General features: G+C 39.7%; 27 protein-coding genes. 15 read left to right on the forward strand and 12 right to left on the reverse strand.

Annotation, left to right across the window (positions count from 1 at the left end; translation table 11 throughout):
• Nucleotides 1–111 precede the first annotated feature (111 nt).
• From mtlD to G0029_RS07400, 6 genes are all read left to right on the forward strand, one after another.
• The gene (gene mtlD / locus G0029_RS07375) at nucleotides 112–2,283 is read left to right on the forward strand and encodes a bifunctional mannitol-1-phosphate dehydrogenase/phosphatase (RefSeq protein ID WP_180107168.1); all 2,172 of its coding nucleotides are present in this window, start codon (nucleotides 112–114) and stop codon (nucleotides 2,281–2,283) included.
• Nucleotides 2,284–2,473: 190 nt separating this feature from the next.
• Nucleotides 2,474–3,148 carry a 2'-5' RNA ligase family protein gene (locus tag G0029_RS07380; RefSeq protein WP_227591889.1) on the forward strand — a complete coding sequence of 225 codons (675 nt, stop codon included), beginning with the start codon at nucleotides 2,474–2,476 and terminating at the stop codon, nucleotides 3,146–3,148.
• Entirely contained in the window at nucleotides 3,145–3,666 is a 522-nt protein-coding gene (gene cobU / locus G0029_RS07385) for a bifunctional adenosylcobinamide kinase/adenosylcobinamide-phosphate guanylyltransferase (RefSeq protein ID WP_180109867.1), read from the forward strand. Before G0029_RS07380 ends, cobU begins: the two co-directional genes overlap by 4 nt.
• Nucleotides 3,663–4,715 carry a nicotinate-nucleotide--dimethylbenzimidazole phosphoribosyltransferase gene (gene cobT, locus G0029_RS07390; RefSeq protein ID WP_180109868.1) on the forward strand — a complete coding sequence of 351 codons (1,053 nt, stop codon included), beginning with the start codon at nucleotides 3,663–3,665 and terminating at the stop codon, nucleotides 4,713–4,715. Before cobU ends, cobT begins: the two co-directional genes overlap by 4 nt.
• Nucleotides 4,716–5,339, forward strand: coding sequence for a histidine phosphatase family protein (locus G0029_RS07395; protein WP_180109869.1), 624 nt, complete (start codon nucleotides 4,716–4,718; stop codon nucleotides 5,337–5,339).
• Complete coding sequence (locus G0029_RS07400) at nucleotides 5,336–6,082, forward strand: adenosylcobinamide-GDP ribazoletransferase (RefSeq protein ID WP_180109870.1); 747 nt, start codon at nucleotides 5,336–5,338, stop codon at nucleotides 6,080–6,082. Before G0029_RS07395 ends, G0029_RS07400 begins: the two co-directional genes overlap by 4 nt.
• 64 nt (nucleotides 6,083–6,146) lie before the next feature.
• On the opposite strand, the gene G0029_RS07405 is transcribed toward G0029_RS07400, so the two are convergent.
• Nucleotides 6,147–6,857: an LrgB family protein gene (locus G0029_RS07405; RefSeq protein ID WP_180109871.1), complete on the reverse strand. Its 711-nt coding sequence runs from the start codon at nucleotides 6,855–6,857 to the stop codon at nucleotides 6,147–6,149.
• Nucleotides 6,854–7,306, reverse strand: a complete 453-nt coding sequence (locus G0029_RS07410; RefSeq protein WP_180109872.1) for a CidA/LrgA family protein — start codon at nucleotides 7,304–7,306, stop codon at nucleotides 6,854–6,856. The genes G0029_RS07405 and G0029_RS07410 overlap by 4 nt, the downstream gene beginning before the upstream one ends.
• Nucleotides 7,307–7,403: 97 nt before the next feature.
• Here G0029_RS07410 and G0029_RS07415 point away from each other — a divergent pair, with 97 nt between their 5' ends.
• Both G0029_RS07415 and G0029_RS07420 read left to right on the forward strand, forming a co-directional pair.
• Complete coding sequence (locus tag G0029_RS07415) at nucleotides 7,404–8,303, forward strand: LysR family transcriptional regulator (RefSeq protein WP_180109873.1); 900 nt, start codon at nucleotides 7,404–7,406, stop codon at nucleotides 8,301–8,303.
• A 149-nt stretch (nucleotides 8,304–8,452) separates the two neighbouring features.
• Nucleotides 8,453–8,932, forward strand: a complete 480-nt coding sequence (locus tag G0029_RS07420; RefSeq protein ID WP_078191046.1) for a winged helix-turn-helix transcriptional regulator — start codon at nucleotides 8,453–8,455, stop codon at nucleotides 8,930–8,932.
• A gap of 82 nt (nucleotides 8,933–9,014) precedes the next feature.
• Here G0029_RS07420 and G0029_RS07425 read toward each other — a convergent pair whose 3' ends face one another.
• From G0029_RS07425 to tusD, 4 genes are read right to left on the reverse strand one after another with little or no spacing between them, the layout of a single operon-like run.
• The gene (locus G0029_RS07425) at nucleotides 9,015–9,326 is read right to left on the reverse strand and encodes a TusE/DsrC/DsvC family sulfur relay protein (RefSeq protein ID WP_168378648.1); all 312 of its coding nucleotides are present in this window, start codon (nucleotides 9,324–9,326) and stop codon (nucleotides 9,015–9,017) included.
• Nucleotides 9,327–9,374: 48 nt separating this feature from the next.
• On the reverse strand, nucleotides 9,375–9,662 hold the full coding sequence (locus G0029_RS07430; RefSeq protein ID WP_180107155.1) for a DsrH/TusB family sulfur metabolism protein: 288 nt from the start codon (nucleotides 9,660–9,662) through the stop codon (nucleotides 9,375–9,377).
• Between the two features lie 13 nt (nucleotides 9,663–9,675).
• Entirely contained in the window at nucleotides 9,676–10,026 is a 351-nt protein-coding gene (locus tag G0029_RS07435; protein ID WP_078193833.1) for a hypothetical protein, read from the reverse strand.
• Between the two features lie 45 nt (nucleotides 10,027–10,071).
• Entirely contained in the window at nucleotides 10,072–10,440 is a 369-nt protein-coding gene (tusD, locus tag G0029_RS07440) for a sulfurtransferase complex subunit TusD (protein WP_180107152.1), read from the reverse strand.
• A 313-nt stretch (nucleotides 10,441–10,753) separates the two neighbouring features.
• Here tusD and G0029_RS07445 point away from each other — a divergent pair, with 313 nt between their 5' ends.
• The 5 genes from G0029_RS07445 to G0029_RS07465 all read left to right on the forward strand — a co-directional run bounded on the left by G0029_RS07445 (nucleotide 10,754) and on the right by G0029_RS07465 (nucleotide 16,128).
• Nucleotides 10,754–11,350 carry a phosphatase PAP2 family protein gene (locus G0029_RS07445; RefSeq protein ID WP_180107150.1) on the forward strand — a complete coding sequence of 199 codons (597 nt, stop codon included), beginning with the start codon at nucleotides 10,754–10,756 and terminating at the stop codon, nucleotides 11,348–11,350.
• 515 nt (nucleotides 11,351–11,865) lie between these two features.
• On the forward strand, nucleotides 11,866–12,873 hold the full coding sequence (locus tag G0029_RS07450) for an SDR family NAD(P)-dependent oxidoreductase (RefSeq protein WP_180107148.1): 1,008 nt from the start codon (nucleotides 11,866–11,868) through the stop codon (nucleotides 12,871–12,873).
• Nucleotides 12,874–13,072: 199 nt separating this feature from the next.
• Nucleotides 13,073–14,467: a class II fumarate hydratase gene (gene fumC, locus G0029_RS07455; RefSeq protein WP_180107146.1), complete on the forward strand. Its 1,395-nt coding sequence runs from the start codon at nucleotides 13,073–13,075 to the stop codon at nucleotides 14,465–14,467.
• 361 nt (nucleotides 14,468–14,828) lie between these two features.
• Nucleotides 14,829–15,320 (forward strand): hypothetical protein, encoded by a 492-nt coding sequence (locus G0029_RS07460; protein ID WP_180107144.1) that lies wholly within the window; start codon nucleotides 14,829–14,831, stop codon nucleotides 15,318–15,320.
• A gap of 205 nt (nucleotides 15,321–15,525) precedes the next feature.
• Complete coding sequence (locus G0029_RS07465) at nucleotides 15,526–16,128, forward strand: nitroreductase family protein (RefSeq protein ID WP_180107142.1); 603 nt, start codon at nucleotides 15,526–15,528, stop codon at nucleotides 16,126–16,128.
• Nucleotides 16,129–16,282: 154 nt separating this feature from the next.
• Here G0029_RS07465 and G0029_RS07470 read toward each other — a convergent pair whose 3' ends face one another.
• Nucleotides 16,283–18,070, reverse strand: coding sequence for an acyl-CoA dehydrogenase (locus G0029_RS07470; protein WP_180109874.1), 1,788 nt, complete (start codon nucleotides 18,068–18,070; stop codon nucleotides 16,283–16,285).
• A 122-nt stretch (nucleotides 18,071–18,192) separates the two neighbouring features.
• On the opposite strand from G0029_RS07470, the gene G0029_RS07475 reads away from it, so the two are divergent.
• Entirely contained in the window at nucleotides 18,193–19,179 is a 987-nt protein-coding gene (locus G0029_RS07475) for a GlxA family transcriptional regulator (protein WP_180107137.1), read from the forward strand.
• 7 nt (nucleotides 19,180–19,186) lie between these two features.
• Here the strand turns inward: G0029_RS07475 and G0029_RS07480 are convergent, their stop codons facing one another.
• The 5 genes from G0029_RS07480 to G0029_RS07500 all read right to left on the reverse strand — a co-directional run bounded on the left by G0029_RS07480 (nucleotide 19,187) and on the right by G0029_RS07500 (nucleotide 23,614).
• Entirely contained in the window at nucleotides 19,187–20,386 is a 1,200-nt protein-coding gene (locus tag G0029_RS07480; protein WP_180107135.1) for an MFS transporter, read from the reverse strand.
• Nucleotides 20,370–20,819 (reverse strand): MarR family winged helix-turn-helix transcriptional regulator, encoded by a 450-nt coding sequence (locus tag G0029_RS07485; RefSeq protein ID WP_373683041.1) that lies wholly within the window; start codon nucleotides 20,817–20,819, stop codon nucleotides 20,370–20,372. Before G0029_RS07485 ends, G0029_RS07480 begins: the two co-directional genes overlap by 17 nt.
• 187 nt (nucleotides 20,820–21,006) lie before the next feature.
• Nucleotides 21,007–21,783: a DUF805 domain-containing protein gene (locus G0029_RS07490; protein ID WP_180107133.1), complete on the reverse strand. Its 777-nt coding sequence runs from the start codon at nucleotides 21,781–21,783 to the stop codon at nucleotides 21,007–21,009.
• Nucleotides 21,784–21,922: 139 nt separating this feature from the next.
• Nucleotides 21,923–22,477 (reverse strand): thermonuclease family protein, encoded by a 555-nt coding sequence (locus G0029_RS07495; RefSeq protein WP_078193824.1) that lies wholly within the window; start codon nucleotides 22,475–22,477, stop codon nucleotides 21,923–21,925.
• A 219-nt stretch (nucleotides 22,478–22,696) separates the two neighbouring features.
• Nucleotides 22,697–23,614, reverse strand: coding sequence for a LysR family transcriptional regulator (locus tag G0029_RS07500; RefSeq protein ID WP_180109875.1), 918 nt, complete (start codon nucleotides 23,612–23,614; stop codon nucleotides 22,697–22,699).
• Nucleotides 23,615–23,707: 93 nt separating this feature from the next.
• Between G0029_RS07500 and G0029_RS07505 the strand changes: the two genes are divergently transcribed.
• The gene (locus tag G0029_RS07505) at nucleotides 23,708–24,949 is read left to right on the forward strand and encodes an acyl-CoA dehydrogenase family protein (RefSeq protein ID WP_180035742.1); all 1,242 of its coding nucleotides are present in this window, start codon (nucleotides 23,708–23,710) and stop codon (nucleotides 24,947–24,949) included.
• The last annotated feature ends 53 nt before the right edge of the window (nucleotides 24,950–25,002 follow it).

Consider the following 25,002-nt stretch of genomic DNA (forward strand, 5'->3'; position numbering starts at 1 on the left):
AAAGCAAGCACTTTGATTAAAAAATAATCACAATTGTTTCATTAATTCTCAAAGTACTGAATCAATAGTTTTCTCCGTTATTCTTTTCACATAAAAAATAACGGAGGTTAAATGCTTAAATTTAATAATGATTTGGTTCTGGGCGCCATTTTTGATATGGATGGAACAATGTTTGATACTGAACGTTTACGGTTTCAAACATTGAAACAGGCATCTCTTGAATTGACCGGTGTTGAGTTTTCCGAATCATATCTGATGAATTGTTTGGGGCTAAGTGCACAAAGCGCGCATCGATTGGCCCAAGCCGAATATGATGAAAACATTCCATACGCAGATATTCGCAAACGCGCAGATGAATTAGAGCTGGAGCATGTTCGTCAGTTTGGTGTACCGATCAAAAAAGGCTTGGTTCAAGTATTAGAACGCTTACGCAAGTCAGGACTGAGGATGGCCGTGGCAACATCGAGTCGCCGTGCAATCGCAGAAGAATATCTCATCAATGCCAATGTGTATAAGTTCTTTGATGTCTTAGTCTGTGGCGATGAAGTTGAAAATGGTAAGCCACATCCTGAAATATTCATGCGTGCTGCCGCAAAGCTGAATTTAAATCCTGCTGATTGTTTGATGTTTGAAGACTCGGAAAATGGTGTGACTTCGGCCTTTGAGGCTGGCGGTATTACCGTACTGTTTAAAGATATTAAATCGCCCAATCAAAACATGCTGTCCAAAGCCAAATATTATTATGAATGTATGTATGACTGTTTGACGGAACTTGACCCGTTCACTGCGCATTTAGAGATGCCGCATGTGCAAGAGGCTTTTCCACAAACCCTTAATCAGCTCACTGTTGGTATTCATGGTTTTGGGGCGATTGGTGGTGGTTATTTAGCACAAATTTTGTCGCATTGGGATGGTTATACACGCCCGAAAAAAATTTATGCATCGACTCGTAACCCTCTATATCGCTCTGCGGTCAATGCATTTGGTACCTACTGTATTCGCTATGGTCAATTGTCTTATGACGAACGCATTGAAAACATGGCAGTCATTGATGCTGAAAATATTCAGCAGATGCAAGAGATGTACACAGAGTCGAGTTTGGTTGCCATCTGTTTGCCTGAAAAAGCGATTGCAGAAGAAGCCAAAACCATTGCACAAGGCCTGTATGCACGACATATTGCACATGATGAGAAAGCCATCGAACCTCTAACGATGCTAATCATTTTGAACAAAGTCGGGGCAAAACATTTATTAATGACACATTTAAAACAGGCTTTAACTGAGCTTGCAGGGGCGGTCGTTGCTGAGAAAATCATACAACAACACTATTTTTGCGATACCGTGGTCAACCGCATGGTATCAAAGTTAAGTGACCAAAACTTATATCGTCAGCTCCGTATAAAATATAATATTTTCAAACAATTTCAATTAGATGAAGTTGAAGTGGATGCTCAATTAGACTTAGAAGATGCGACGAAATTAAATCCTGATCAGGAACGTCAAGCCACTTTATATGTTGAGGATATGCGCCGAAATTTCCACCCAAGTCATATATTGCAAAGCATGGATTTAATTTTATTTAACGCAGAATCTGACATGCCGATCTATGTAGAAAATAACAGTCCTTTGTTAGAAAAAATGCGTCAAATGATTTTGGTCGATCATATTGAAGATATTCAGCTAATCAAAAATCGCTTATGGAATGGCGTACATGCCATGTTGGCTTGGCAATCTGCACTGTTCAATCATCAAACCATAGGTGTGGCACTTGCAGATCATCGTGTTGATCAATTTATGCATGAACTCATTGACGAGGTGAAGGCTGGTTTAGCACTGCGCTTACCAAATCGTGCTTTTGATTTAACACGACTGGCAGAAAGCTTTATAAACTCTTGTGAACATGCGTATAAAGATCCATGTGCGCGTGTGGCACGAGATCCTTTACGTAAACTTGCAATTAATGAACGAGTGTTGGGCTCGTTGGCGACCAATGTGAAATATGGACTGGAGACAACACATCTACGACAAGGGATTGTCTATGGTTTGATGTATGCCGTGAGTGTTAATCAATGTTCGATGGATCAGGTTATCAACTTTATCCAGTTGCAATTTTCAGAACTGAAAAAGACAAACGAGCTTGAACAACTGCAACGGATCGAACAGATTGAGGCCAATGTAATGGTACAGTTGCAGCAATTTGCTGAACAGTCCACAGAGCAGTTTACATCTTGGAAAAACCATGCTGTAACGCAAGATCAGAAAGATACTGCGAAATTTGCCTAAAATATAATGCTTAACTGTGACCAATATATATTGAATCAAAATGCTGAGCATAACTCGGCATTTTTTTCTTACACAGAAGCTTTAGATGAAGGAATTTCAGCTTTAAATGAATATTACTAAATCAAAATTGGGCAAAGTCTGTTTTGATTCATGCTTTAATAAAGCAGATTAAATTTAAAGTGATTTATTTGTGTTTTTAAAACCCTCAATGCAAGTCGTACCGACGCTCAATCAGGATTATCCCGATTGGCATCAAGGTCGTCAGCACTATGCTTTGTGGTATCTAGAAATACAGAATCCTGAATTATTGGCATATCTCACAGCACTTCGAGTGCAGTTTTCAGATCTTTTATACACACCGAATACGCGCCAATTTCATATCACTGTGTTTATTTGTGGCTTTTTTGAAGAGTTAAATAAAACCCAATTAATCGATCATTCTGAACAACGATGGAATGATAATTTCTCAGCAGATGAATTGGCACTGCATCAACAACAACTTCGACAGTTATCACTATCTAATATTCGGTTACGTACAGGTCAGATCAATAGCTTTCAAAGCGCGTTGTTTATTGAAATTGTGGATTTAGAGCGTAAGTTAGAGCATCTACGTCAAGCTTTGAATTTAAGTTCGAATGAAATTGCGCCAATCGAATATTGTCCGCATATCACATTGGGATTGTATAAACAGGCGTGGAATAGCGATGATATTTTTGAAAGAATCCAACAAATTGAGCAGCACAGCTTTGATTTTGAAAGCGAGCAACTGACTTTTGGTCATTATCAGGCTCAAGTATTACAAGGGGCTTTGAGTCCTTATTATCAACATCAGTTCAGACAAAATATAGAGATGGCACAGTCATGATTCATTTCATTTTGGGTGGGGCACGTTCAGGCAAAAGTCGACTTGCAGAACGAAAAGCCAAAGAAAGTGCTCAAGCCGTCATCTATGTGGCTACAGCACAAGCCTATGATGAGGAAATGCAGGAGCGAATTCAGCATCATCAAGCGGACCGACCTGAACATTGGGGGCTGATTGAAGAGCCTTTGTATTTAGCCGATCGCTTAGTTGAAATAGACCAAGCGCATCAAACCATTCTTATCGATTGTTTAACGCTGTGGATGAGTAATGTATTGCTGCATGAACAAGCAGACTTTCAACAGCATCAATGCCAAAAATTACTTACGGTGCTGCCAACATTAAAGTCAGACATTATTTTAGTCAGTAACGAAACTGGACTAGGCGTTGTTCCCATGGGACAAATCAGTCGAAAATTCGTCGATGAATCTGGGCGCTTACATCAACAAATTGGTCAAATTGCTGACCATGTGGTGTTTTGTGTTGCAGGTTTTCCAATGATCTTAAAAGGAGATAAAGCATGAACTGGTGGCAAGAACCCTGTCAAAATCCGAGTATCGAAGCTAAGCAACAGGCGGTAAATCACCAGTTACAGCTAACTAAACCTACGGGCTCGCTTTCAGAACTTGAAAATGTAGCGGTGCAACTTGCATCATTACAAAACACGGATCAGCCTAATATCGATTTTCCATGGATTACCATCTTTGCTGGTGATCATGGTGTGATGGAAGAAAATATTTCGGCCTATCCTCAAGCTGTCACACGCCAAATGCTACAAAATTTCACGACAGGTGGTGCATGTATTAGTGTCATTGCACGTGAGTATCAAGCCAAACTACAAGTGATTGACTGTGGTTCGGTAGGCGAAGCTTATGAATATGCAGGGGTAGAGCGCTACTGTATTGCAGCGGGTACAGCAAATTTTGCTAAAACTGTTGCGATGAGCGAATCACAATGTATTGAAGCGATGAATCTTGGCCGTAAAAGTGTTGAAGATGCTATCGCTGCAGGTGCGTCTATTTATGTCGCAGGGGAAATGGGCATTGGCAATACCTGTTCGGCCTCTGCTGTTGCATGTTTTTTATTTAATGAGCCGGCCGAAAAACTGACAGGTGTTGGTACAGGTATTCGTGCTGAACAATTGGCACATAAGAAACAAGTGATTGATCAGGCCTTGGCTTTACATCAGGACTATGTCGGCCAAGATGTCTTTAAAGCCCTATGTGCCGTAGGTGGTTTGGAAATTGCCGCAATGGTTGGAGCATACATTCGCTGTGCGCAATTGGGTCTGGCAATGGTCGTGGATGGATTTATTAGTACGGTTTCGGCCTTGGTCGCTGTTCGTTTAAATCCTGCTGTACGTGAGTGGATGCTTTTTGGTCATCAATCGGCTGAATATGGGCACCAACGTTTACTCCAAGCCCTTGAAGCTGATCCACTCTTAAAGTTGAATTTACGTTTAGGTGAAGGCAGCGGTGCCGGTGCGGCATTGGGGTTAATTCGTTTGGCATGTCGTTTACATAACAACATGGCAACTTTTGCACAAGCTGTTGTGATTGGTGAAAAAGTTTAAATGGAACATTTCCATTTAGATATATTGCGTCATGGTGAGACTGAACTGAGCCATACCTTACGTGGCTCTACAGATGATGCTTTGACGCAAAAAGGTTGGCAGCAGATGCAGCAGACTATAGATGATGTATTGAACGTGATACATACACACGGTTTAGCGAGCTGGGATGTCATCATCACTTCTGACTTACAGCGCTGTCGTTTATTTGCTTTGGAACTGTCTCAACAACTTAAATGTCCAATGTTTGAAAATGCGAAGTTTCAAGAAATGCATTTTGGCGACTGGGAAGCGGTATCAACCAAGTATATCTATGAAAACACCCCAGAGTTACTCGCACAGTTTTGGCAAAGTCCAAGCACATTTACGCCGCCGAATGCAGAAAGTCTTCAGCAATTTCAACAACGGATATTAAGCGGTCTAGATGAGCTAGTCTTGCAGGCTCAACAGCATCATTGGCACCGCGTTTTATTGGTTTCCCATGGTGGCGTGATTAAATTATTAAAATGTATGGCACAGCAAAGTCATTTAGATGATTTATTAAAAATGACTGCTGAATTGGGACAATTAAATTCATTCATTGTGCAAAATCGTGCAAATATTCGTCTTTTGGAGCAAAGTGAATGACACCTTTTTGGATTGCTCTACAGTTTCTCACGACTTTTCCGATTCAACTTAAAGCGATGCCATCGAAACAGCAAAATGGACAGTCTTTATTGTTTTATCCAGCGGTGGGATTGTTGATCGGTTGCATTCTTGCCTTGCTTGCTTTTACATTGCATAGTCTACCGATTATCTTACTCAGCAGTATTTTGCTGGTAGTTTGGATTTGGCTCACAGGTGGATTACATCTAGATGGTTTAGCTGATACGGCAGATGCGTGGGTCGGTGGCTTTGGTGATGCCGAGCGTACACTAAAAATCATGAAAGACCCTGCATGTGGGCCGATCGGTGTTTTGAGCCTCGTCGTGATTTGCTTACTCAAATGGTCGGCACTTTATGTTTTGCTACAACAGCAAATGTATTTGGCATTAATTGTATTTCCAGTCTTGGGACGTTTAGCCCCTTTATTTTTGTTTTTAACAACTCAGTATGTTCGCGAAAAAGGCTTAGGCTCATCGATAGCAGAAACTATTCCACGAAAGTCGGCATACCTAGTCTTTATACTCTGCCTAAGTGCATGTTTGTCTTTTAGCTGGACTGGAGTGGTCAGTATTCTTACATTTATTTGTACTTTATTGTATTTACGATGGAAATTTATTCAGCGTATAGGTGGTGTGACAGGAGATACAATTGGTGCCGCGATTGAAATCACAGAAGTGTCGAGTCTTTTAGCGTTTGTCATAGCAATACATTATTTAGCTGTATAGTTTTACAGATGAAACAGTTTAAATCATCATTTAAAAAGCCCAGAGACTGCACTGGGCTTTTTATTTATCCCAATAGATAAATGACTAAATGAATAAGCGATGGCCCAAGCAATACCATAAATACTCCAGCAAGTACCATGCTCAAGCAGGCTGCAACACCTTCTTCTTTATGACGTGATAATGCTTTACTTGTACCAAATCCGTGTGCAGCATTGCCAAGAGCCGCACCTTGTGCAAAGCGTGAATGCAATTTAAGCCCAGCCAAAACTAGGTCAGCCATAGCCACGCCGGCAATCCCAGTAATCATGGTAAATAGAATCACCAATTCTACTGAACCTCCAATATTCGAGGTAAGTTCCATGGCAAAGGGCGTAGAAATGGAACGTGCCATTAAGCTATAAGACGTTTCTTGGTCAAATTGAAACAACTGTGCCAAATAAAAAGCACTAGTAATCCCAGCTAACATGCCAATCACGATGCCTAAACTAATGCTCAGCGCATGCTGACGGATAATTTGTCGATATTCATAGATGGGAATAGCAAAAGCCACAGTGGCAGGGCCGAGCATCCATACAATCCATTGGCTTTCTTGCATATAGGTGTCATATGAAATATGAAAGCAAAGCATGAGTATAATCAGCACAAACGGGACGAATAGTGCAGGGGAAAGAACCATATACGGTAACTTACGATGTAGCTTTTTCGCCAAAATATAACCGATTAGGGTCAGGACGAAAAACAATACAGAGATGCTGTTCAACCCAAAATCGTTCATAAGTTTTTTCCTGCTGTGTTGACATCATGATCTGTCGCAGTTTGGTGTTTCGCTTTAATTTTTGCCTCGAGTTTAAAGCCCCAATAAACCGTAAATGCTGTAAACACCATGACACAGACGGTACCCAGTACCACGGCTAAAATTAACTGCCAGCCAGAGCTGAGTAATAAATCTTGATATTTAATTAATCCAACTACACAGGGGATAAAGAATAGAACCAGTTCAGCCAAAATAAAATCTGAGCCTTGTTTGACCCACTGCATTTTAAATAAACCACTCAACAATGCAGCTAATAGCAGCAATAAACCAATCACGCCAGCAGAGATCGGCAAGTTAAACCAAGATTGAATGCAAGAGCCAATCCACCAGATCAATATCAATAAACTTAGCTGCGCTAAAGTTTTGAGAAACTGGGTAAATTTGGAAGTAGATTGTGGAAACGTATCCATGAGACGACAGTAGAATAGGAGATGACGCTATTTTAAAAGTGCATACCCTGTATAATTATGAATAATTAATTATTAATTATGCTTAAATGGAATAATAATGGACATTAAAAGCCTAAAAGTCTTTGTGACCATCGTACAAAAACAGAGTTTTAGTCATGCTGCAGAAGTGCTTTTTGTCACTCAGCCGACCATTAGTAAATTAATTCGTCAGTTAGAAGACGAGATCGGAGTGCCTTTATTTCATAAAGGAGAAGCAGGTCGAAAAAGGGAAGCACAGCTCACCTATATGGGAGAGCAGATTTATCAGCATGCTTTGGTGATATTGAATGAACAACAACGGATGCTTGATACAGTCACCCAAGTTCGTGCCTTAAAACAAGGTAAATTGACTCTAGGTTTACCACCATTGGCATCGGTGTTGTTTAGTCAGTTAATTGCGCTGTTTCATAAAAAATACCCGAATATTGAACTGAGCTTTTTTGAGGTAGGGGCGACGGGTATTGAAAATGCCATTTTAAAAAAACAGGTCGATGTCGGGATTATTTTGGGTCACTTGAAACCGGTGTTGAGCGGTATTCCGGTGATGGAGTCACCTTTATGTTTATTATCCAAAAAAAACTCACAGTGGCGTAAGCGAAAAACCGTTTCGTTGATTGAATTAAAAGAAGAATCTTTTTTATTGTATGACGATACCTTCACACTCAATGACATCATTATACAGGCGGCAAATTACGTCGGATTTGAGCCAAATGTGGTGTGTAAAAGTAGCCAGTGGGACTTCATCGCCAAAATGGTAGATTCAAATGTCGGGATTGCACTCCTGCCTAAAATTTATTGTGAACAACTTGATGCGGCAAAATACCATATGGCTGAATTAGAAAATCCAAACCTAGACTGGAAACTCAGTATGGCCTGGAATACCACTGTTGCCATGAGTCCCGCAACGCGTGCATGGCTAGAAATAATTGAGGACAATAAAGACAAAATACATTTTTAGTTCATTTACAGATCAAGCAGATAAAATGAATACGTTGAAACAATGGTGGATTTATGATTTGTACATCAAAGATTATTGAAAAGGATTTTGCAAAATCAACAGGCATGAATTAAATTGGGTGTTGGTCGTTATTTTTGATGGTTCATAAAATGAAATGGGATGATATTGGTCAACAACCGTGTTCAATCGCTCGTGCACTTTCAGTGCTAGGGGATCGTTGGACCATGTTGATTATCCGTAATGCATTTATGGGCATTCGACGTTTTGATGACTTTCAACAAAATCTCGGTGTGACGCGTCATGTGTTATCTGACCGATTAAAGCGTTTGGTTGAAGAAGGTATTTTAACCAAAGTTGCTTATGTCGAGCGTCAGGAACGTTTTGAATATCGACTGACTCAAAAAGGCTTAGACTTGTATCCAATCCTTTTAGCTATGACCCATTGGGCCGATCAATATATGGATCAGGGCTTAGGATCACCTGTTGAATATGTCCATCAGGCATGTGGGCAAAAATTTAAACCGGTTTTAGTGTGCTCATGTTGTGCTGAACCGATCCAAGCCAAACAGGTGAAACCGATATTTACCCAAGCCTATTACATCGCTCTAAATCAATTAAAACCTGCCTAAGCTGTTTTATGGCTTTCTTCAAGATGCTGATTTGCATCTATTTAGCCAAATTAGCCTAAGCGGTATTTGGGTTGCTTTAAAATCACAAACAATTTGCAGGTTTAGGGATGCCCGCTAAACGACTTAAATGTCGAGCGACCAAACCGGTGTTAAATTTGTCTTGTAACACCGCATTATTAATATCAGCGCTCACCGTTTTCATTAAAAATTTAATGAGTGGGCGAGTTGCCGGCGAGTGACCAAACTGTTGATAAAACTGTCGCACAGCTTGTAAAACTTCAAAATGCCATGGGCTTAACTCAAGATCTAAACTTTTAGCCAATTCTTGGGCAACAGTTTCATTCCAAATAGTGTAATCCACCAAATGGCCATCTTGGTCTAATTCAAGATTCATATTCATTCCAAAAGAGAAGATAGTAGTAATGGATCGCTTTTACTCAAATTATTTGAGTGAAATACATCTTTTAAATCTCAGGCATAGATCAGCAAAAGCGGCATAGTCAATCACTTTCATATGACTATAATTCATAGTTTTACCTAAAATTTCAGCATCATTTTCAAGTACATAACATGTGCCAAATTGCTGAATTCGTTCATCTGCAATATTTAAGACTGCTTCACCCATCAAGATGATCGCATCTTCAGGGTTGATTAAACTGGCTAACTGCTGGATGTGCTGTAGGGTATTGGCATAGCTGGCTTGGACTAAATACAGCGTAGAATTTGACATCATCATTCCTCTTTTACCAATACAACACATGATCAAATTGTTGAATTAATTCAGTATTGAATTGAACAAATTCAAGTTCTTGTTCACTGTTGATCACAAATGGATGCTGTGAATTTTTTTGTTCAATATAAATCGGGGTGAGATCATAAAACTCAAAGCTATCAACCATGTTAGATGCGAGTTTAAATGCATGCTTGAGCTGACTAAACTCTTGTTCTGCTTGAAGTAGGCTCAGCGCAGCATCTTTGAGCAACACTTTAACGTCACAGCCGAAGGTTGCAAGCACCATGGTCGCAGAAAGACTTTCATGTACTTGTAAGCTTGCAAGATTTGCATGGGTTAAAACAACCAGTACAGATTTCACGTAATTTTCCTTTTCAATGCTACAAATGCGCGGCAATCAAAATACTTAGAATTGCAATAAGCGGTCAGCAGCTTGTACGGCATCAGCAAGTTCGCCTAGGCCCACAAGTTCAAATTGCTCAGCTAGATTATGTTGCTGAATATTGTGACGGTGTGCATTTTCCTGATCTGTGATCCCACGTGCGAGCGCTGCACTTACGCAAACAGGTAAACGAATGCCGAGTTTTTGCCATTCACTGCTGAGTTTGCGTTGATCATCTGGCACCCATTGCAGGGCATTTGCCACATTTACACCATCTTGATAGAAAAAAACCCGAAAGTTTTCGCCTTTCTGCTTCAGCGCTTGGGCAAGACCCAAAGCATGCCAAGCCAATATCGAAGCGGGTGAGGAGGTAATTAGTAATAGAGTACTCATCGAAATTCACTAAATGAATAAACGGTCTAGATCGACAGTTTGTTCTGAGTTCAGAAGAAAAAGCTAGTATACAATGATTTACTCAATGATCTGAACATTTGCAAAGTTTTGCTTATTTAGGCAGCACTGCCATTGCAAATTTTTCTTCAAATAGAACGATTGGTATAACTTCTGGCTTATTTGGGATTCAGCCTCAAGCCATCACTTTTCATAAATAAACTGTGCAGTTACATACTGAATAATCTTTATATGAATAAAATGCAATTTTTGATTTTGCTGAGTGCTATGATCTTTTCATTTTTTAAACCATCTCATGAATATAGAGAAATTTAATTTAAGTTTATTTAATTCAATCAATGCTTCGGACAATGCTTTAGATTTCACCATTTCTTTCGCCATATTTATAGCCAATGATCTATTTTATATCGTGATTCTCTTGATGTTTTTGGCTTGGTTTAAAGGCAATTTTGACACCAAAAAACAAATTGTTAAAGCCACTGTTTTTACAGTTGTCGCATTTCTAATCAGCCAAGTGATTTCAATTTTCTTTTACTATCCAAGGCCTTTTGTCTTGGACGTTGGACGCACGATTATAGAACATTCACCGAATGGATCCTTCCCGAGTGATCACATGCTGTTTTTTAGCACGATTGCATTTTCTTATATTTTTTCAAAGCAAAAAGCTGTCGGCTATGTATTTCTAGCTTTCGCTTTTCTTGTGGCGTGGTCGAGAGTCTATTTAGGTGTGCATTATCCAATGGATATGGCGGGAGCGCTGATCATTGCGGTTTTGCTGAATTTTGTTGGACTGTCTTTATGGCGAAAATATGGGTCTTATTTGGTGAGCATGATCTTAAAAGTTTATGAATTTGTATTTTCAGCCATGATTAAAAAAGGCTATATCCGCTAAATTAAGTTTGCTAGATATTTGCGATTTCAAACTTTTGCTGCTGTTGCAGTTACATTGCCAACATCTTGCTAGATGAGTAATTCTAATGATTCATCTGGCATTCACATCCAGATCCTATACCTCAAAAATAGTCAGACTGCTCAATTCAATTTGCTCATTCGATCAAGATCATTTCTAATATTTTGTTGCTGTGTAATATGTTTGCCGTGCGACTATTTTTAAATATCTTCTTCTAAACGCGTTCACTCAAATGCCACGAATAATTGTGATGTCTTCAAATTGGATCGCTAGCGAGGTCATTTGTCGTAAATCAAATACAGTTAATATCCATAACTGCAACACAGTCAAAATTCTAAAGCAGTAAGATAAAACTAGAATGCTCTTGCAGATTATTCGGCTCATGAAAAATGCTGAGGCGAAATTTCAAAATTTAGATCTGTAGATAAGTTGGTGACGACACCAAGATGATGCCAAAGATTTGTAAAAGCTTGATAACTATAAGGAGTATCTAAACAATGATTTTAGTGACTGGTGGTTTAGGCTTTATAGGCTCACATATAGCCTTGAGTTTAATGGCTCAAGGTCAAGAAGTCATTATTGTGGATAATTTATCCAATGCAAATTTACAAACACTTGAACGACTTGAATTTATTTCAGGCATGTATGTCCCTTTTGTCAAACTCGATATTCGCAATACTCCCGCACTCAATAAAGTATTTGAACAATATAACGTCGATGCTGTCATTCATACGGCAGGCTTTAAGTCATTGGAAGAATCCGTCCTTAAACCACTTGAATATTATAATGATAATGTCAGTTGTATCATGAGTTTGCTGCGTGCTATGCAGCGAACAGGTGTACGAACACTGATCCATTTATCAAGTTTAGCGGTATATGGACAGTCGTCGGCAGAATTAACAGAAGACACAGAAATCAATTTTACCTATCCAAATCCCTATGTGAAATCTCAACAAATGGTGGAAGAAATTATACGGGATACGGCACGTACTGATAATGAGTGGAAAATTGCGATTTTGCGTTTAGGAAACGTCGCAGGTGCATTCGAACATGCAGTTTTAGGTGAGTTTGTAGCGCCATTGCCAAAAAATATCGTGCCACTAGCGATGCAAGTTGGGGCTTTACAACGAGATTTTATCGAACTTCGCAAACAAGCTAAAACTGAAGATGGTACTGTGGAACGGAGTTTCGTGCATGTACTCGACTGTTGTAAGGCGGTGTGGCAATGTTTGCAATGGTTGTCGCAGCAGCAATTCGCCTGTGAGGCTTTTAATATTTCAGGTGAGTTGGTTTCGATACAGCAACTATTAGATACGCTTTCAGAAGTAACTAAGGCCGAGATTAAGACGGTCGAATCTAGTTTTTACCCAAGCCATGAATATGACCAGCTTGGGGCAAGTACACAGAAAGCGAAAAGTACTTTTGATTGGCAGCCTGAACAAGATTTAAAGAAAATGCTAGAAGATGAATGGCGTTTCTATCAACAAACATTAAGAGGGAATTAACTCGTCTTGTATTGGGTAATTTTAATCGTCGTGCATGATTTTCTTTATAAAATCACGATAAAGATTATCAAATAAACCACTTATAATTGATAATGGTTATTATTTACAAATCTAAGCAAGTTACCTAAACTGTATTTATCAGCAGAATTTGATTCTGCACAGACGTTCAAGTTTTATAGATAAGGATATGAGGTCATTTATGCAAACACGTATTGAACATGACACAATGGGCGATGTTGAAGTACCTAGCGATGCGATGTGGGGTGCACAAACACAGCGTAGTTTGCAAAACTTTAAAATTGGTGGTGAACGTTTACCACGTCCAATGATTCGTGCAATGGGTCTCGTGAAAAAATCAGCTGCGATCACCAACGCAGCATTGGGTCAAATCCCTCAGGAACTTTCTGGTTATATCGTCAACGCAGCCGAAGAAGTGATCTCAGGTCAATGGGATGCACAATTCCCACTGGTAGTTTGGCAAACTGGTTCAGGTACGCAAAGTAACATGAACTGTAATGAGGTAATTGCCAATATTGCCAATCAAAAACTAGGCAATCCATTGGGTTCACAAAAACCTGTCCATCCCAATGATCATGTCAATCGTGCTCAATCGACCAACGATTCATTCCCAACTGCAATCCATGTGGCTGCAAGTCTACAAATCAATGAGCTTTTAATTCCTGCTGTAACGAAACTGCGTAATACCTTAGAAGCTAAATCTAAAGAATTTAAAGATATTGTTAAAATTGGCCGTACACATTTACAGGACGCAACGCCTTTAACATTAGGCCAAGAGTTTAGTGGCTATGTTTCACAGGTCGATAATGGTTTGAAGCGTTTAAATCAAGCTTTAGAAGGACTGTATGAATTACCACTAGGTGGTACAGCGGTCGGCACAGGTCTGAATGCACATCCTGAATATGCTGTAAAAGCAGCAGCAGAACTTGCGAAACAAACGGGTCTGCCATTTGTCACTGCGCCAAATAAATTTGAAGCACTTGCAGGACGTGATGCTGCTGTATTTGCATCGGGGGCGTTAAAAACACTTGCTGTAAGTTTAAATAAAATCGCCAATGACGTGCGCTGGTTAGCCAGTGGCCCACGCTGTGGTTTTGGTGAGCTACGCATTCCAGAAAATGAACCAGGTTCAAGCATCATGCCAGGTAAGGTTAATCCAACTCAAAGTGAAGCTATGACGATGGTGGTTGCTCAAGTACTTGGAAATGACACAACCATTAATGTTGCTGGGGCATCGGGTAACTTTGAATTAAACGTGTTTATGCCGGTTATTGCCTTTAACTTATTGCAATCTATTCAACTCCTCGGTGATGCATGTAATAGCTTTAATGACCACTGTGCAGTAGGCATTGAGCCAAACCGTGAAAAAATCGATCATTTCTTACATGATTCATTAATGTTAGTTACGGCACTCAATCCTGTAATTGGTTATGAAAATGCTGCGAAAGTTGCTAAAACTGCATATAAAGAAGGTAAAACTCTAAAGCAAGTTGCGGTAGAACTCGGTTTAGTCACTGCAGAGCAATTTGATGAAGTGGTTCGTCCTGAGCAAATGGTTTCACCCAATACCAAATAAATTGTTTTGAGATCATTCATCTAGAGTGTTTGAAAATAAAAAGAGGGGCTGATTCATATTCAGCCTCTCTTTTTATTGGATAACTTTTTAATTCTTTTTATCGCTGAATACTGGCTAACACATATTTTTTTGAATCATAGTCATCTTGAAATGTATGTATATAAACAGGACTGTTTATTAAAAATAGGGCAACGAACAAAATGCAGCAAGGCCGGAGTATGAAGCAAGTAATTCATAGGATTGGGCTTTGAATTCATTGGCACACTTGTTAAAATGCCTTTCTTTTTCTGTTTTCGTTGCTATTTGACATTTGTTTGAATAAATATTTGCAAGACAGTGTTTTATTTAAGGATTTCCCCCAATGCTCACCATCTATTTGACAGATGTCCAAAAGAACGTTCAATTTAAAGACTATCCGGGCGAGCATCCTGTTAAATTTGTTTTGAATTTTAAAAAGATTTTCCCAAGTGTTATGGAGCTTTTGCTACCAGTTTTGCCTGAGAATGAAAATCTAGAAGAAATGAGCTGGGAATCTACTATTACTGATTTTGAAAAATTCAAATTACTACTCAGTGGTTGGGGCGTAATCGAACTGCGTTTGAATGCTATTGCGCAATATAAAGACCGTGCTTATGCAGATAACTTGGTAAAAAAAGCTCAGCAAAAGCGCAAAGAATATAAAAAAGCACAGTCAAAATTACAAACTGTTGAACTGGATTATCTATTCATGCACGAAGTTCATGGTTTGATTGATGCAGAGTTGGTTGAGCTAGGTGAAAAATTCTATCTACCGACTTTACGTGAGCTTTGGAAAAACAAAGTGTCAGCGAATGTGCTAGAAGCAAAATTCTAAACTTCATAAGGTTTTAGTCGAAAAATCCTCCGCTTAGGAGGATTTTTTATATGTACAGCAGAACTTCAGATTTACTTCGACAAGTGACTGTTTCATAGTGACCCATCAAGTAACTGAAGCATTCCAACATTTGGAAAGTCGCGATACTTACCATTCCAAATGTTTCTGACTCATCTGCACATTATATTCTAAAGGATCATTTTATATGTCAAATCAGTTTATTGACCTGATAAGCAAACGTCGCACTATTTATGCTATTGGGGACAATGTAAGCCAAAGCACAGAATATTTAACTGATTTGATCCAAACAGCGATTAAACAAAGCCCATCTTCATTTAACTCACAATCTTCTCGTGCTGTTATTTTATTTAATGGTGAAAGCGAAAAATTTTGGGGCTTAGTCGCTGACAAATTAAAATCTTATGCAAAAGATGAAGCAAGTGCTGCGAAGACGACAGCTAAAATGGCAAGTTTTGCAGCAGGTTTAGGTACAGTTCTGTTCTTTGAAGATTTGGATGTGGTCAGTGGCCTACAAGCACAGTTTCCTTCTTATGCAGAAAACTTTCCGATTTGGGCCGAACATTCAACTGCCATTGCCCAATTTGCGACTTGGACCGCATTGCACACCGAAGGTTTAGGCGCATCATTACAGCATTACAACCCAATTGTGGATGAACAAGCGCATGCTGAATGGGACATTCCTGCGAATTGGAAACTTCGTGCTCAATTGGTTTTTGGTTCAGTGGAAGGTGAAGCGAAAGAAAAAGGCTATATGGAAGATGCCGCTCGTTTTAAAGTCTTCCAATAATTGCAGTGTATAACACTCAATTTTGATAAAAAAGGAACGAAAACTAAGTTCCTTTTTTATTGCAATTTTATTGAAATAGATAGGGTTGGACAAGATTTTCATCCGTGAAAACCTTGTCCAGATTAGCCCATTGAGGACTGAGCTAAACGGGTGACTAGAACCAACTTTCTTGCATGTTGAGGCAAGTATCATCAAGTTCTAGCAATAACTTGGCTTGGTGCTCTATTTCAGGTAATTCCCAGCGGATAAAATATTGCGCGGCTTGTAATTTACCGGCTAAGAATTGTTGATCTTCAGCTAAATCTGAATGTTCAAATTTCACAAGAGCTTGATTGGCCATTTCAAGCCATAGCCATGAAATGATGACTTTGCCCATCATGTCTAGATACAAGGCAGAATTACCCAGCGCCTGATCGACACGACCTTGGGCGAGGACTTGTCCCAAACTTTGTGTGATTTTCTTCACCGTGTTTAAATGCGCTGAAAAAATTGCTGCAAGCGCTTGCGTTTTTGGATGTTGAGCTTGATCAATCGTATTTTGCATACGTTGTAATAACAGCATCAAACCTTTACTGTTGTGCTGCCAAAGCTTACGACCCAACAAATCCAAAGATTGAATGCCAAATGTGCCTTCATGGATCGGATTTAAGCGATTGTCGCGATAGCATTGTTCAAGTGGATATTCACGGGTATAGCCCGCACCACCTAAAACTTGGATGGCTAAATCATTGGCTTTTGGACCATAGGCAGAAGGGAATGATTTGACGACAGGGATAATTAAATCTAATAACAGCGCACTGTCTTCGTTGTTAGCGGCTTGATGTTCATCAATTAATCGTGCAGCAAATAGGCATAATGCAAGTGCGCCTTCCACATAAGATTTTTGCGCCAAAAGCATCCGTTTAACATCTGTATGTTGAATGATATTGACAGGTTTCGCAGCAGGATTTTTATCTGATACTAAGCGACCTTGTGGACGGTTTTTGGCATATTCGAGTGACTCTAAATAGCCACGGTATCCAATCATGGCTGCACCTAAGCCGACACCGACTCGTGCTTCATTCATCATCTTAAACATATATTTAAGACCAGCACCTGCTTCACCAATCAGATAGCCTGTACATTGGTCTTTTTCACCAAAGCTCAGTACTGTCGATGTTGTACCTCTGTAGCCCATTTTATGTAATAAGCCAGCCAGTTGAACGTCATTGGCGCCTGCAAGTGAACCATCGCTCAGGGTTTTAAACTTCGGAACAATAAACAGCGATATACCTTTCACGCCCTGAGGTGCGTCTTGGATGCGAGCAAGGACCAAATGCACGATATTTTCAGTGATGTCTTGGTCACCCCCTGAAATAAACATCTTTTGGCCTTTGATGAGGTAGGTACCATCGGCTTGCTGTATGGCTTTTGTGGTCAAATCACCTAAAGATGAACCCACATCAGGTTCAGTCATGGCCATCGTTCCTGCAAAACGACCACTAAACATATGCGGTACAAACATATCTTTTTGTTCAGTCGTACCGAAAGCTTGAATCACATTTGCAGCCGCAGCGGTTAGAAATGAATAAGCCACTGATGAAGGATTTGCTGACATGAAATAAGCATTTGCAGCCATGTTGATCAAAGTCGGAAGTTGCATACCGCCTGCATCATAATCATGCTGCGCACAAAGCAGACCTGCATCTGCAAATTGTTTCCATGCCGTTTTGACTTCAGCAATGGTTTTAACCTGTTGACCATCAAAGGTAGGTTCGTTCTGATCGGCTGTTGCGTTATGGGGGGCAAAAAAGTCTTGAGCGATACCTTGTGCAGTTTCTAGGATGCTTTTGAAGGTTTCAGCATCATGCTCAGCAAAACGTGTGTAATGCGTTAAGTCTTGCGCTTTAAACACGTCAAATAGCAAAAAATTTAAATCTTTGTCATTGATTAACTGCGCCATTGCTCAATCTCTAATCGGGTTGAATTTTATGCATCAAGACTAGCAGTTGATTTTTGGATATAAAATTGTCAATAATGACACTTAATAAGTCAAAAATGACATTTTGATAATTTGAACTTTAAATGAAGAAAATCATAATTTTAGCATTTGATGGTGCTTTGGCTTCTGCGATTACTGGGGTTGTTGATCTCTTTGCAATGGCGGGGGTCAGTTGGAACCGGATTCAAAAACAAAATGTGCAGCGGCTATTTCAGGTTAAAATTGCCTCACAACATGGTCAAGCTGTGCAATGTATCAATGGCATCAAGCTTTATGCAGATTTAGCATTTTCTGAAATAACAGATGCAGATGTCATCATTGTCCCAACTATTGGGGCGCCGATCTTAGATGTTTTAGCGCAAAACGCAGCACTGATCGAATTATTAAAAACTCGGCAATTGCAGAGCGGACTGATCGCAGGAAATTGTACGGGTAATTTTTTTCTGGCAGAAGCAGGGCTTTTAGATGGTAAGCAGGCAACGACGCATTGGGGCTTTCAGCAAATGTTTCGTGAACGCTATCCTTTGGTGAAACTGAATGCAGATCAGCTCATTAGCCATGATCAAAATATTTACTGTGCTGGAGGTGGCTTAGCATGGTTTGATTTGGGACTACACCTAATAGAACGTTTTTATGGTTTTGAAACGGCAATCCATACGGCAAAATCATTTGTATTGGATTATCGTCGTGATAGTCAGTTGTCCTATTCATTATTGAAAATATCTAAACCGCATCAGGATGGTTTAGTGCAAAAAGTTCAAGATTGGTTGGAACAGCATTATCATGAAAATATAGTCTTAGATGAACTTGCGGTGCAGTTTAATGTGACAACGAGGACATTGATTCGACATTTTAAAGCGGCTTTGGATATTCCACCGAATCAGTACTTACAATCAATACGGATTGAAGCTGCACGAAAGCGTTTAGAAGAAACGGGACATGCTTTAGATCTGATTATGCGAGATGTTGGCTATAGTGACCCAAGCTCATTTCGACGGTTATTTCAGAAAAAAACTGGGCTGAGCCCCTTAGAATATCGTCGACGTTTCAGCCGACGATTTGATGTTTAGTTATAGTTTAAGCAGTTCGAACGGTATAACGACCATGTACAATGTAGTAAGCACCAATACATGCAAAGGCAGCAAATGCGCTATACAAATACAATTGTGAGTAACCAATATGGTCGAGCAATTTACCGATAAAGTATGGTCCAAAGCCTAAGCCTGCATCCAAAAATATAAAGAAAGTCGAAGTGGCAAAGCCCATACGTTCAAGCGGCGCACTTTTTACCGCAACTGTTTGGCAGACCGACTGAATATTGCCATAACCGAGTCCAAGTAGGCCTGCACAAAGTAAAAGCATCCATGAACTCTGAGTGATGCTGAGTAATACCAATGCCACGCCCATAATCACAAAAGCAGGGTAGATCACTACATTTTCACCTTTACGGTCCATCAACGGGCCGGTAAATGGGCGAGAAATTAAAATCGCAATGGCATACATCAAAAAGAAAAACGAGGCTGTTTCAACCAAATCGATTTCTTTGGCATAGAAGTTAATGAAAGATAAAACACCTGAATAGCAGATTGAAGCGAAAAGCATGATGAATGATATCGGTAATGCTTTAGGTTCTACAAATTGAGCAATCCAACACGGTTTTTTGACGGCTTCAACAGTATCGAGGGGTTTATTGATTTTGGGTAAATCGGGCACTTGAATCAGTAAGGCAACCAATAGGCAGCTCAATGCGATAATCGTAGAAACGATAAAAATCGCGTGATAACCAATGTGTAACATCATCCAAATGGCAAGAAATGGCCCAATAGCTGTACCTAAAGTACTACTCATACTGTAGTAGCCAATGCCTTCACCGCGACGTGTCGCTGGTAAGATTTGGGCAATTAAGGTACCCAGCACTGTTGATGCCATACCCATCATAAAGCCATGCATAAAGCGTATGAAGAGCAATATGCCGACGCCAAACTGTATGAAGTAAAAACCAGAAAAAATTAAAAAGCCAATTAAACCAACGATCAGTGTTGTTTTACGACCAAAACGCTCTAGGAACTTACCCACCAATAAACGCCCGACCAATGTGCCGACAATGAACAAGCCTGAAACTAAACCTGCTTGGGCTGTAGTCGCACCCAATTCAGCCACCGCATAGCCCACGATCACCACAACCAAGAGATAAAAGGTTAAAACCAATTGGAAGTTAATGGCGCTGACTAAAATAAAATTTCGAGTCCAAAGTGGTGCTTTATCTTGCATGATCATCACCTACAGTGCTTTGTTCAAGTTCTTGCATGAGACGGTGTAAAATTTGAATGGAATGTTGGATATCTTGGCTAGCTAATGGCGCTATCAGGCGCTGCTCAAAGGCATCTATGTCTTTTGCACATTGCTGAAATAACTCACGTCCAGTCTCGCTGAGCATCATTTTCTTTTGACGTTTATCGTCAGTTTGCACATGTGCCAAAATATCCATCTGAGCAAGAATTTTGACACGCTTAGTGATGGATGGCTTGGATACATTTAAATATTCCGCTATTTCAATAGATGTACAAGCGGTTTTTTCACGGATGACAAACATGACTTGCCAAAGTGAATAGTTCAATTGATAGGGCAATAAAATCGTGTTGATTTCATCACTCATCAAACGCGCACAGCGTAGAAGTGAAGAGCGGAAACCTAATGTGGAATTCATAATAGTTAACTAGGGTAACTAAATTATCGCAACTTTACGCCTAATTTATTTTGAATTCAAGTGAACAACTTAAAGCATAAATAACAGGTATAAAAAAACCTGCGCGCACACAGGTTTTCTTGCATAACATTTCATATAAAGCTTATCGTTCAATGCATATCGTTGAATTGATACTTTAAACAATACGGGTTTATTCTACAGAAGCTTCTGCAGCTGCAATTGCAGCATCTTCCGCTGAACTGTCTGCATTTTCTGAAATTTCTACACTTTCACCATCTGCATAAGCAAATTCTTCACCTTCTGATTCAGCTTGCTCTAAATAAGCTGCAAGTTGTTCATCTGTTAATTCTTCAGGTTCACCTTCAGACATCATTGCTTGTTCTTGTAATTGGGCTTGTTCTAAATTGCTCATCATACTTTGCATATTGAACATCAATGGGATCATGACCAATAAATAAACAATCATCAAGATCAGATACAGTGACCCAATAACTTTCTCTGTTTGTTCCGTTGGACGCTTAATGCCATATTTATTTTCACCTTCGGTGCCTTTTGCAGCCATCACATAAATGCTAAAGATGGTACCGACCAGAGGGATGAGAAAAATTAAGCAGAGCCAACCGCTTTTATTTAGATCATGTAAACGACGAATCGTAATGCAGATCATTGCGACAAACATTGCAACGATAGAAACGACAATGAGAGCGATCGCACTGAGTCCTAAGAATGAATTAAAAAGTGCTTCAATACTACGTTCTGCTGAATTGAAAAATGCAAAAAGACCTAGCGCGACGCTGATGCCCAATAGACAGGTATAAATCATGCTAATGATAAATAACCACGCTAAATAGGACAGGCGGCCAAAACGTCCTTCAGGAGACAGTGGGTGATCGGCTTTTTGAATTTGAGGTTGAATATTTTGATCTTGTTGAAACGGATTCAATTCGCTTGAAGTAAGTTCAGTCATTATTATTCCAATTTTAATTATCTAATTTATTTTCTATGCCCAAAAGGGCAGCATTATTGTATAGCGAAGTAAAAAAAGGTCAAATATTAGACATGGCTAAGTCATCAAATATTCCTTAGCCATGCTGTAATGTGGTCTGTTATTTATGTAATTTACGATACTCTTTAGGGCGCATTGGACGACTGGCTTTCCACAAACCTTTCTTTTGTTTACGTGCTTTACTTTGTAAATTCATCATATAGTGCAAATGCTTTTGGTCACGGATGTATTCTTCGTACACCCACGCAGCACCACGTTTTACCATTTCTTCATTCATGCATTTACGATAGCGATAAATAACCCCAACGCAGCGGCCATAACGGTCTACATCAGTGATTTTTACGCGGACAAATTTCTTATAAACCATGGATTTGATCAGGCGGGCTGACTCTTTACCGTAGGCTTGTGTCGATTCTGGCGCATCCACATAAGCAAAGCGAAGTTTGGTTTTAGAACGTCTTAGATTCATCCGATAGCAGGTGAGGGTGTCGCCATCACTAATATCAGATACACGACAGAGGTATGATTTCCCTTTCTTAAAAGGCTGGAAAAAATCCTTTAAGAAAATGGTGACTTTATAGAGAACATAGACTGTGATCAGGCACAATACTGCACCTAACGCCATGAGCCAATTCGCGGAGAGATTTGAAAGCATACAAAATGATATGAACGAGCTCATATCGCATAAAAACAGGAATTTAGATTTTATAAGAACTCATGATTTATGGCTGTCGAATAAACCGGCGGTCAGTTAAAAATACATTAAATAATCAGCATTTGATCTATAAATATACAGCAAGTTTCATCACGCAGAATTCAATCTAAACCCATTTAAATAGCCTAAGCAAATTGATATACCATCATAAAAAATAGCCTAAGCAAATATTTTAGAAATTTCGCTTCGCAAAAAGACATGCCGTGAATTTAATTCCAAATCATTATGCCAATACATCCCTAATTTAATTTTCGGCAAGTCTACAGGTACATCAAAAATATTCAGTTCGGGAGCAACCTGTAAATGCGTCAAAATATTTTGCGGAATCGTCAATATCGCCTTGGGCTGCTGTGCCAAAATTTGTAGCGCAGTAGAGTAATGCTGACAGCGTAATAAAATCTCTCTAGAGTGTTTTTTACGATTTAAATAAATATCCTCGACTAATACACCTGCACGTCGGGAAGAAACCCCAATATGAGGAGCCGAAAGATAAATATGTTCATCCATTTTGGGATGTTGACTACAAACCACGAATTGGTCTTCAACTAAGGTTTGAAAATTAATCTTTTCACCAAAGTTTTGCTCAAGGTCAATCGCAAAATCGATTTGCTGTGCAGCTAGATCAGCCACAATGGTTTTACGATCTAATTTGATACTGGAAAATTGGATCTGAAACTGTTGCTGTTGAAAGTGTTCAACTAACTTGGGAAAAATGATCGGTTCAATTTCATCATGTACCGCAATTTTCAAGCTCTGTACCATCGACGGCGTAAATTGTTGTTTTTGGATAGAAATGCTTTGAATCGCAATAAGCGCATTTTTAATTACGGGATAAATCTGCTCGGCAAATGGCGTCGGAAGCATTTTTGCTCCAGCACGTACAAATAAGTCATCGTGTAAATGTTGTCTTAACCGTTGAAGTGCATGACTCGCTGCAGATTGAGTAATACACAAAATTTGCGCAGCTTTTGAAATGCTTTTTTGTTCATAAATTGCGATATACAGCGGATATAAATTGATATCCATACGGTGGAAAACACCCATATCGATGACGGTATTTTTATGAATACTATTCATGTTCATCTATTGAATTAAATCATTTTGTTCATATTAGATTTCAGGTTATGGTGTTGTAAAGCGTAAAGAACATAATATTTAAAGGATGTTGTCATGTTTGAACTTTCAGCACGTGCACAAGATTATATTGAAAGAACAAAAAAATTTATTAAAGATGAAATTGAGCCTGTAGAAACTGAGTTTTGGGCAGAAGTTCATGAGCTGAACCAAGGTGGCGATTGGACCAAATGGCAATGGCCGGCACAGTTAGAGGTCTTAAAAGATAAAGCCAAAGCTGCGGGCTTATGGAATATGTTCTTACCTTGTTCTGAACTTGGGCAAGGCTTATCTGTACAAGAATATGCACACATCGCAGAACTTTCAGGCCGTAGCTTACTTGCACCTACGGTATTCAATTGCAATGCACCTGACAGCGGCAATATGGAAGTGATTTGGCGTTATGGTACCGAAGAACAAAAGCAGCAATGGTTAACACCATTACTGGACGGCAAAATCCGTTCAGTATTTTGTATGACAGAACCTGCTGTTGCTTCAAGTGATGCAACCAATATGGAAGCTACAGCTGTCGTTGAAGGCGACGAAATTGTGTTGAATGGACGTAAATGGTGGTCTTCAGGTTTAGGTGATCCAAATGCCAAAATCATTATTTTTATGGCGCATACACCAGATGAAAGCAAAGACCGTCATCATCAGCATTCTATGGTTTTAGTTCCAGTAGATACGGATGGAGTCAAAATAGAACGTATGCTTCCGGTCTTTGGCGACTATGATGCGCCACATGGACATGGTGAAATTAGCTTCACAAATGTTCGTGTTCCTGTTGCAAACTTTATTGGCGGCGCAGGTCAAGGTTTTGAAATTGCACAAGGTCGTTTAGGCCCAGGCCGTATTCATCATTGTATGCGTTGTATTGGTGCTGCCGAAAAATCGCTAGAACTGATGATTGACCGCGGTATGAGCCGTACTGCTTTTGGTAAAGAAATTTTAAAACTCGGTGGCAATTTAGAACGCGTAGCAGAAGCACGTGTTGCGATTGATCAGGCACGTTTACTGACCCTTTATGCAGCATATAAAATGGATACTCTAGGGAATATGGCTGCATTAACCGAGATTTCTGCAATTAAAGTAGTTGCGCCGAGTGTCTTAGAAAAAGTTGTCGATATGGCGATTCAAATCCACGGTGGTGCTGGAGTTTCTCGAGATACACCGCTCACAGGTTTCTTTGCGCAAGCACGTTCACTGCGTCTAGCTGATGGCCCTGATGAAGTGCATAAAGGTATGATTGCTAAATTAGAATTGGCAAAGCGCGGTTACAGCAGCCGCCGTAAAAAATAAACAAGTTGTAGTCACATATTTGGCATGGCAACCCTGAGTTGTCCATGCTATAA

Source organism: Acinetobacter sp. YH12138 (genome assembly GCF_015218525.1).
GTDB lineage: Bacteria > Pseudomonadota > Gammaproteobacteria > Pseudomonadales > Moraxellaceae > Acinetobacter > Acinetobacter amyesii.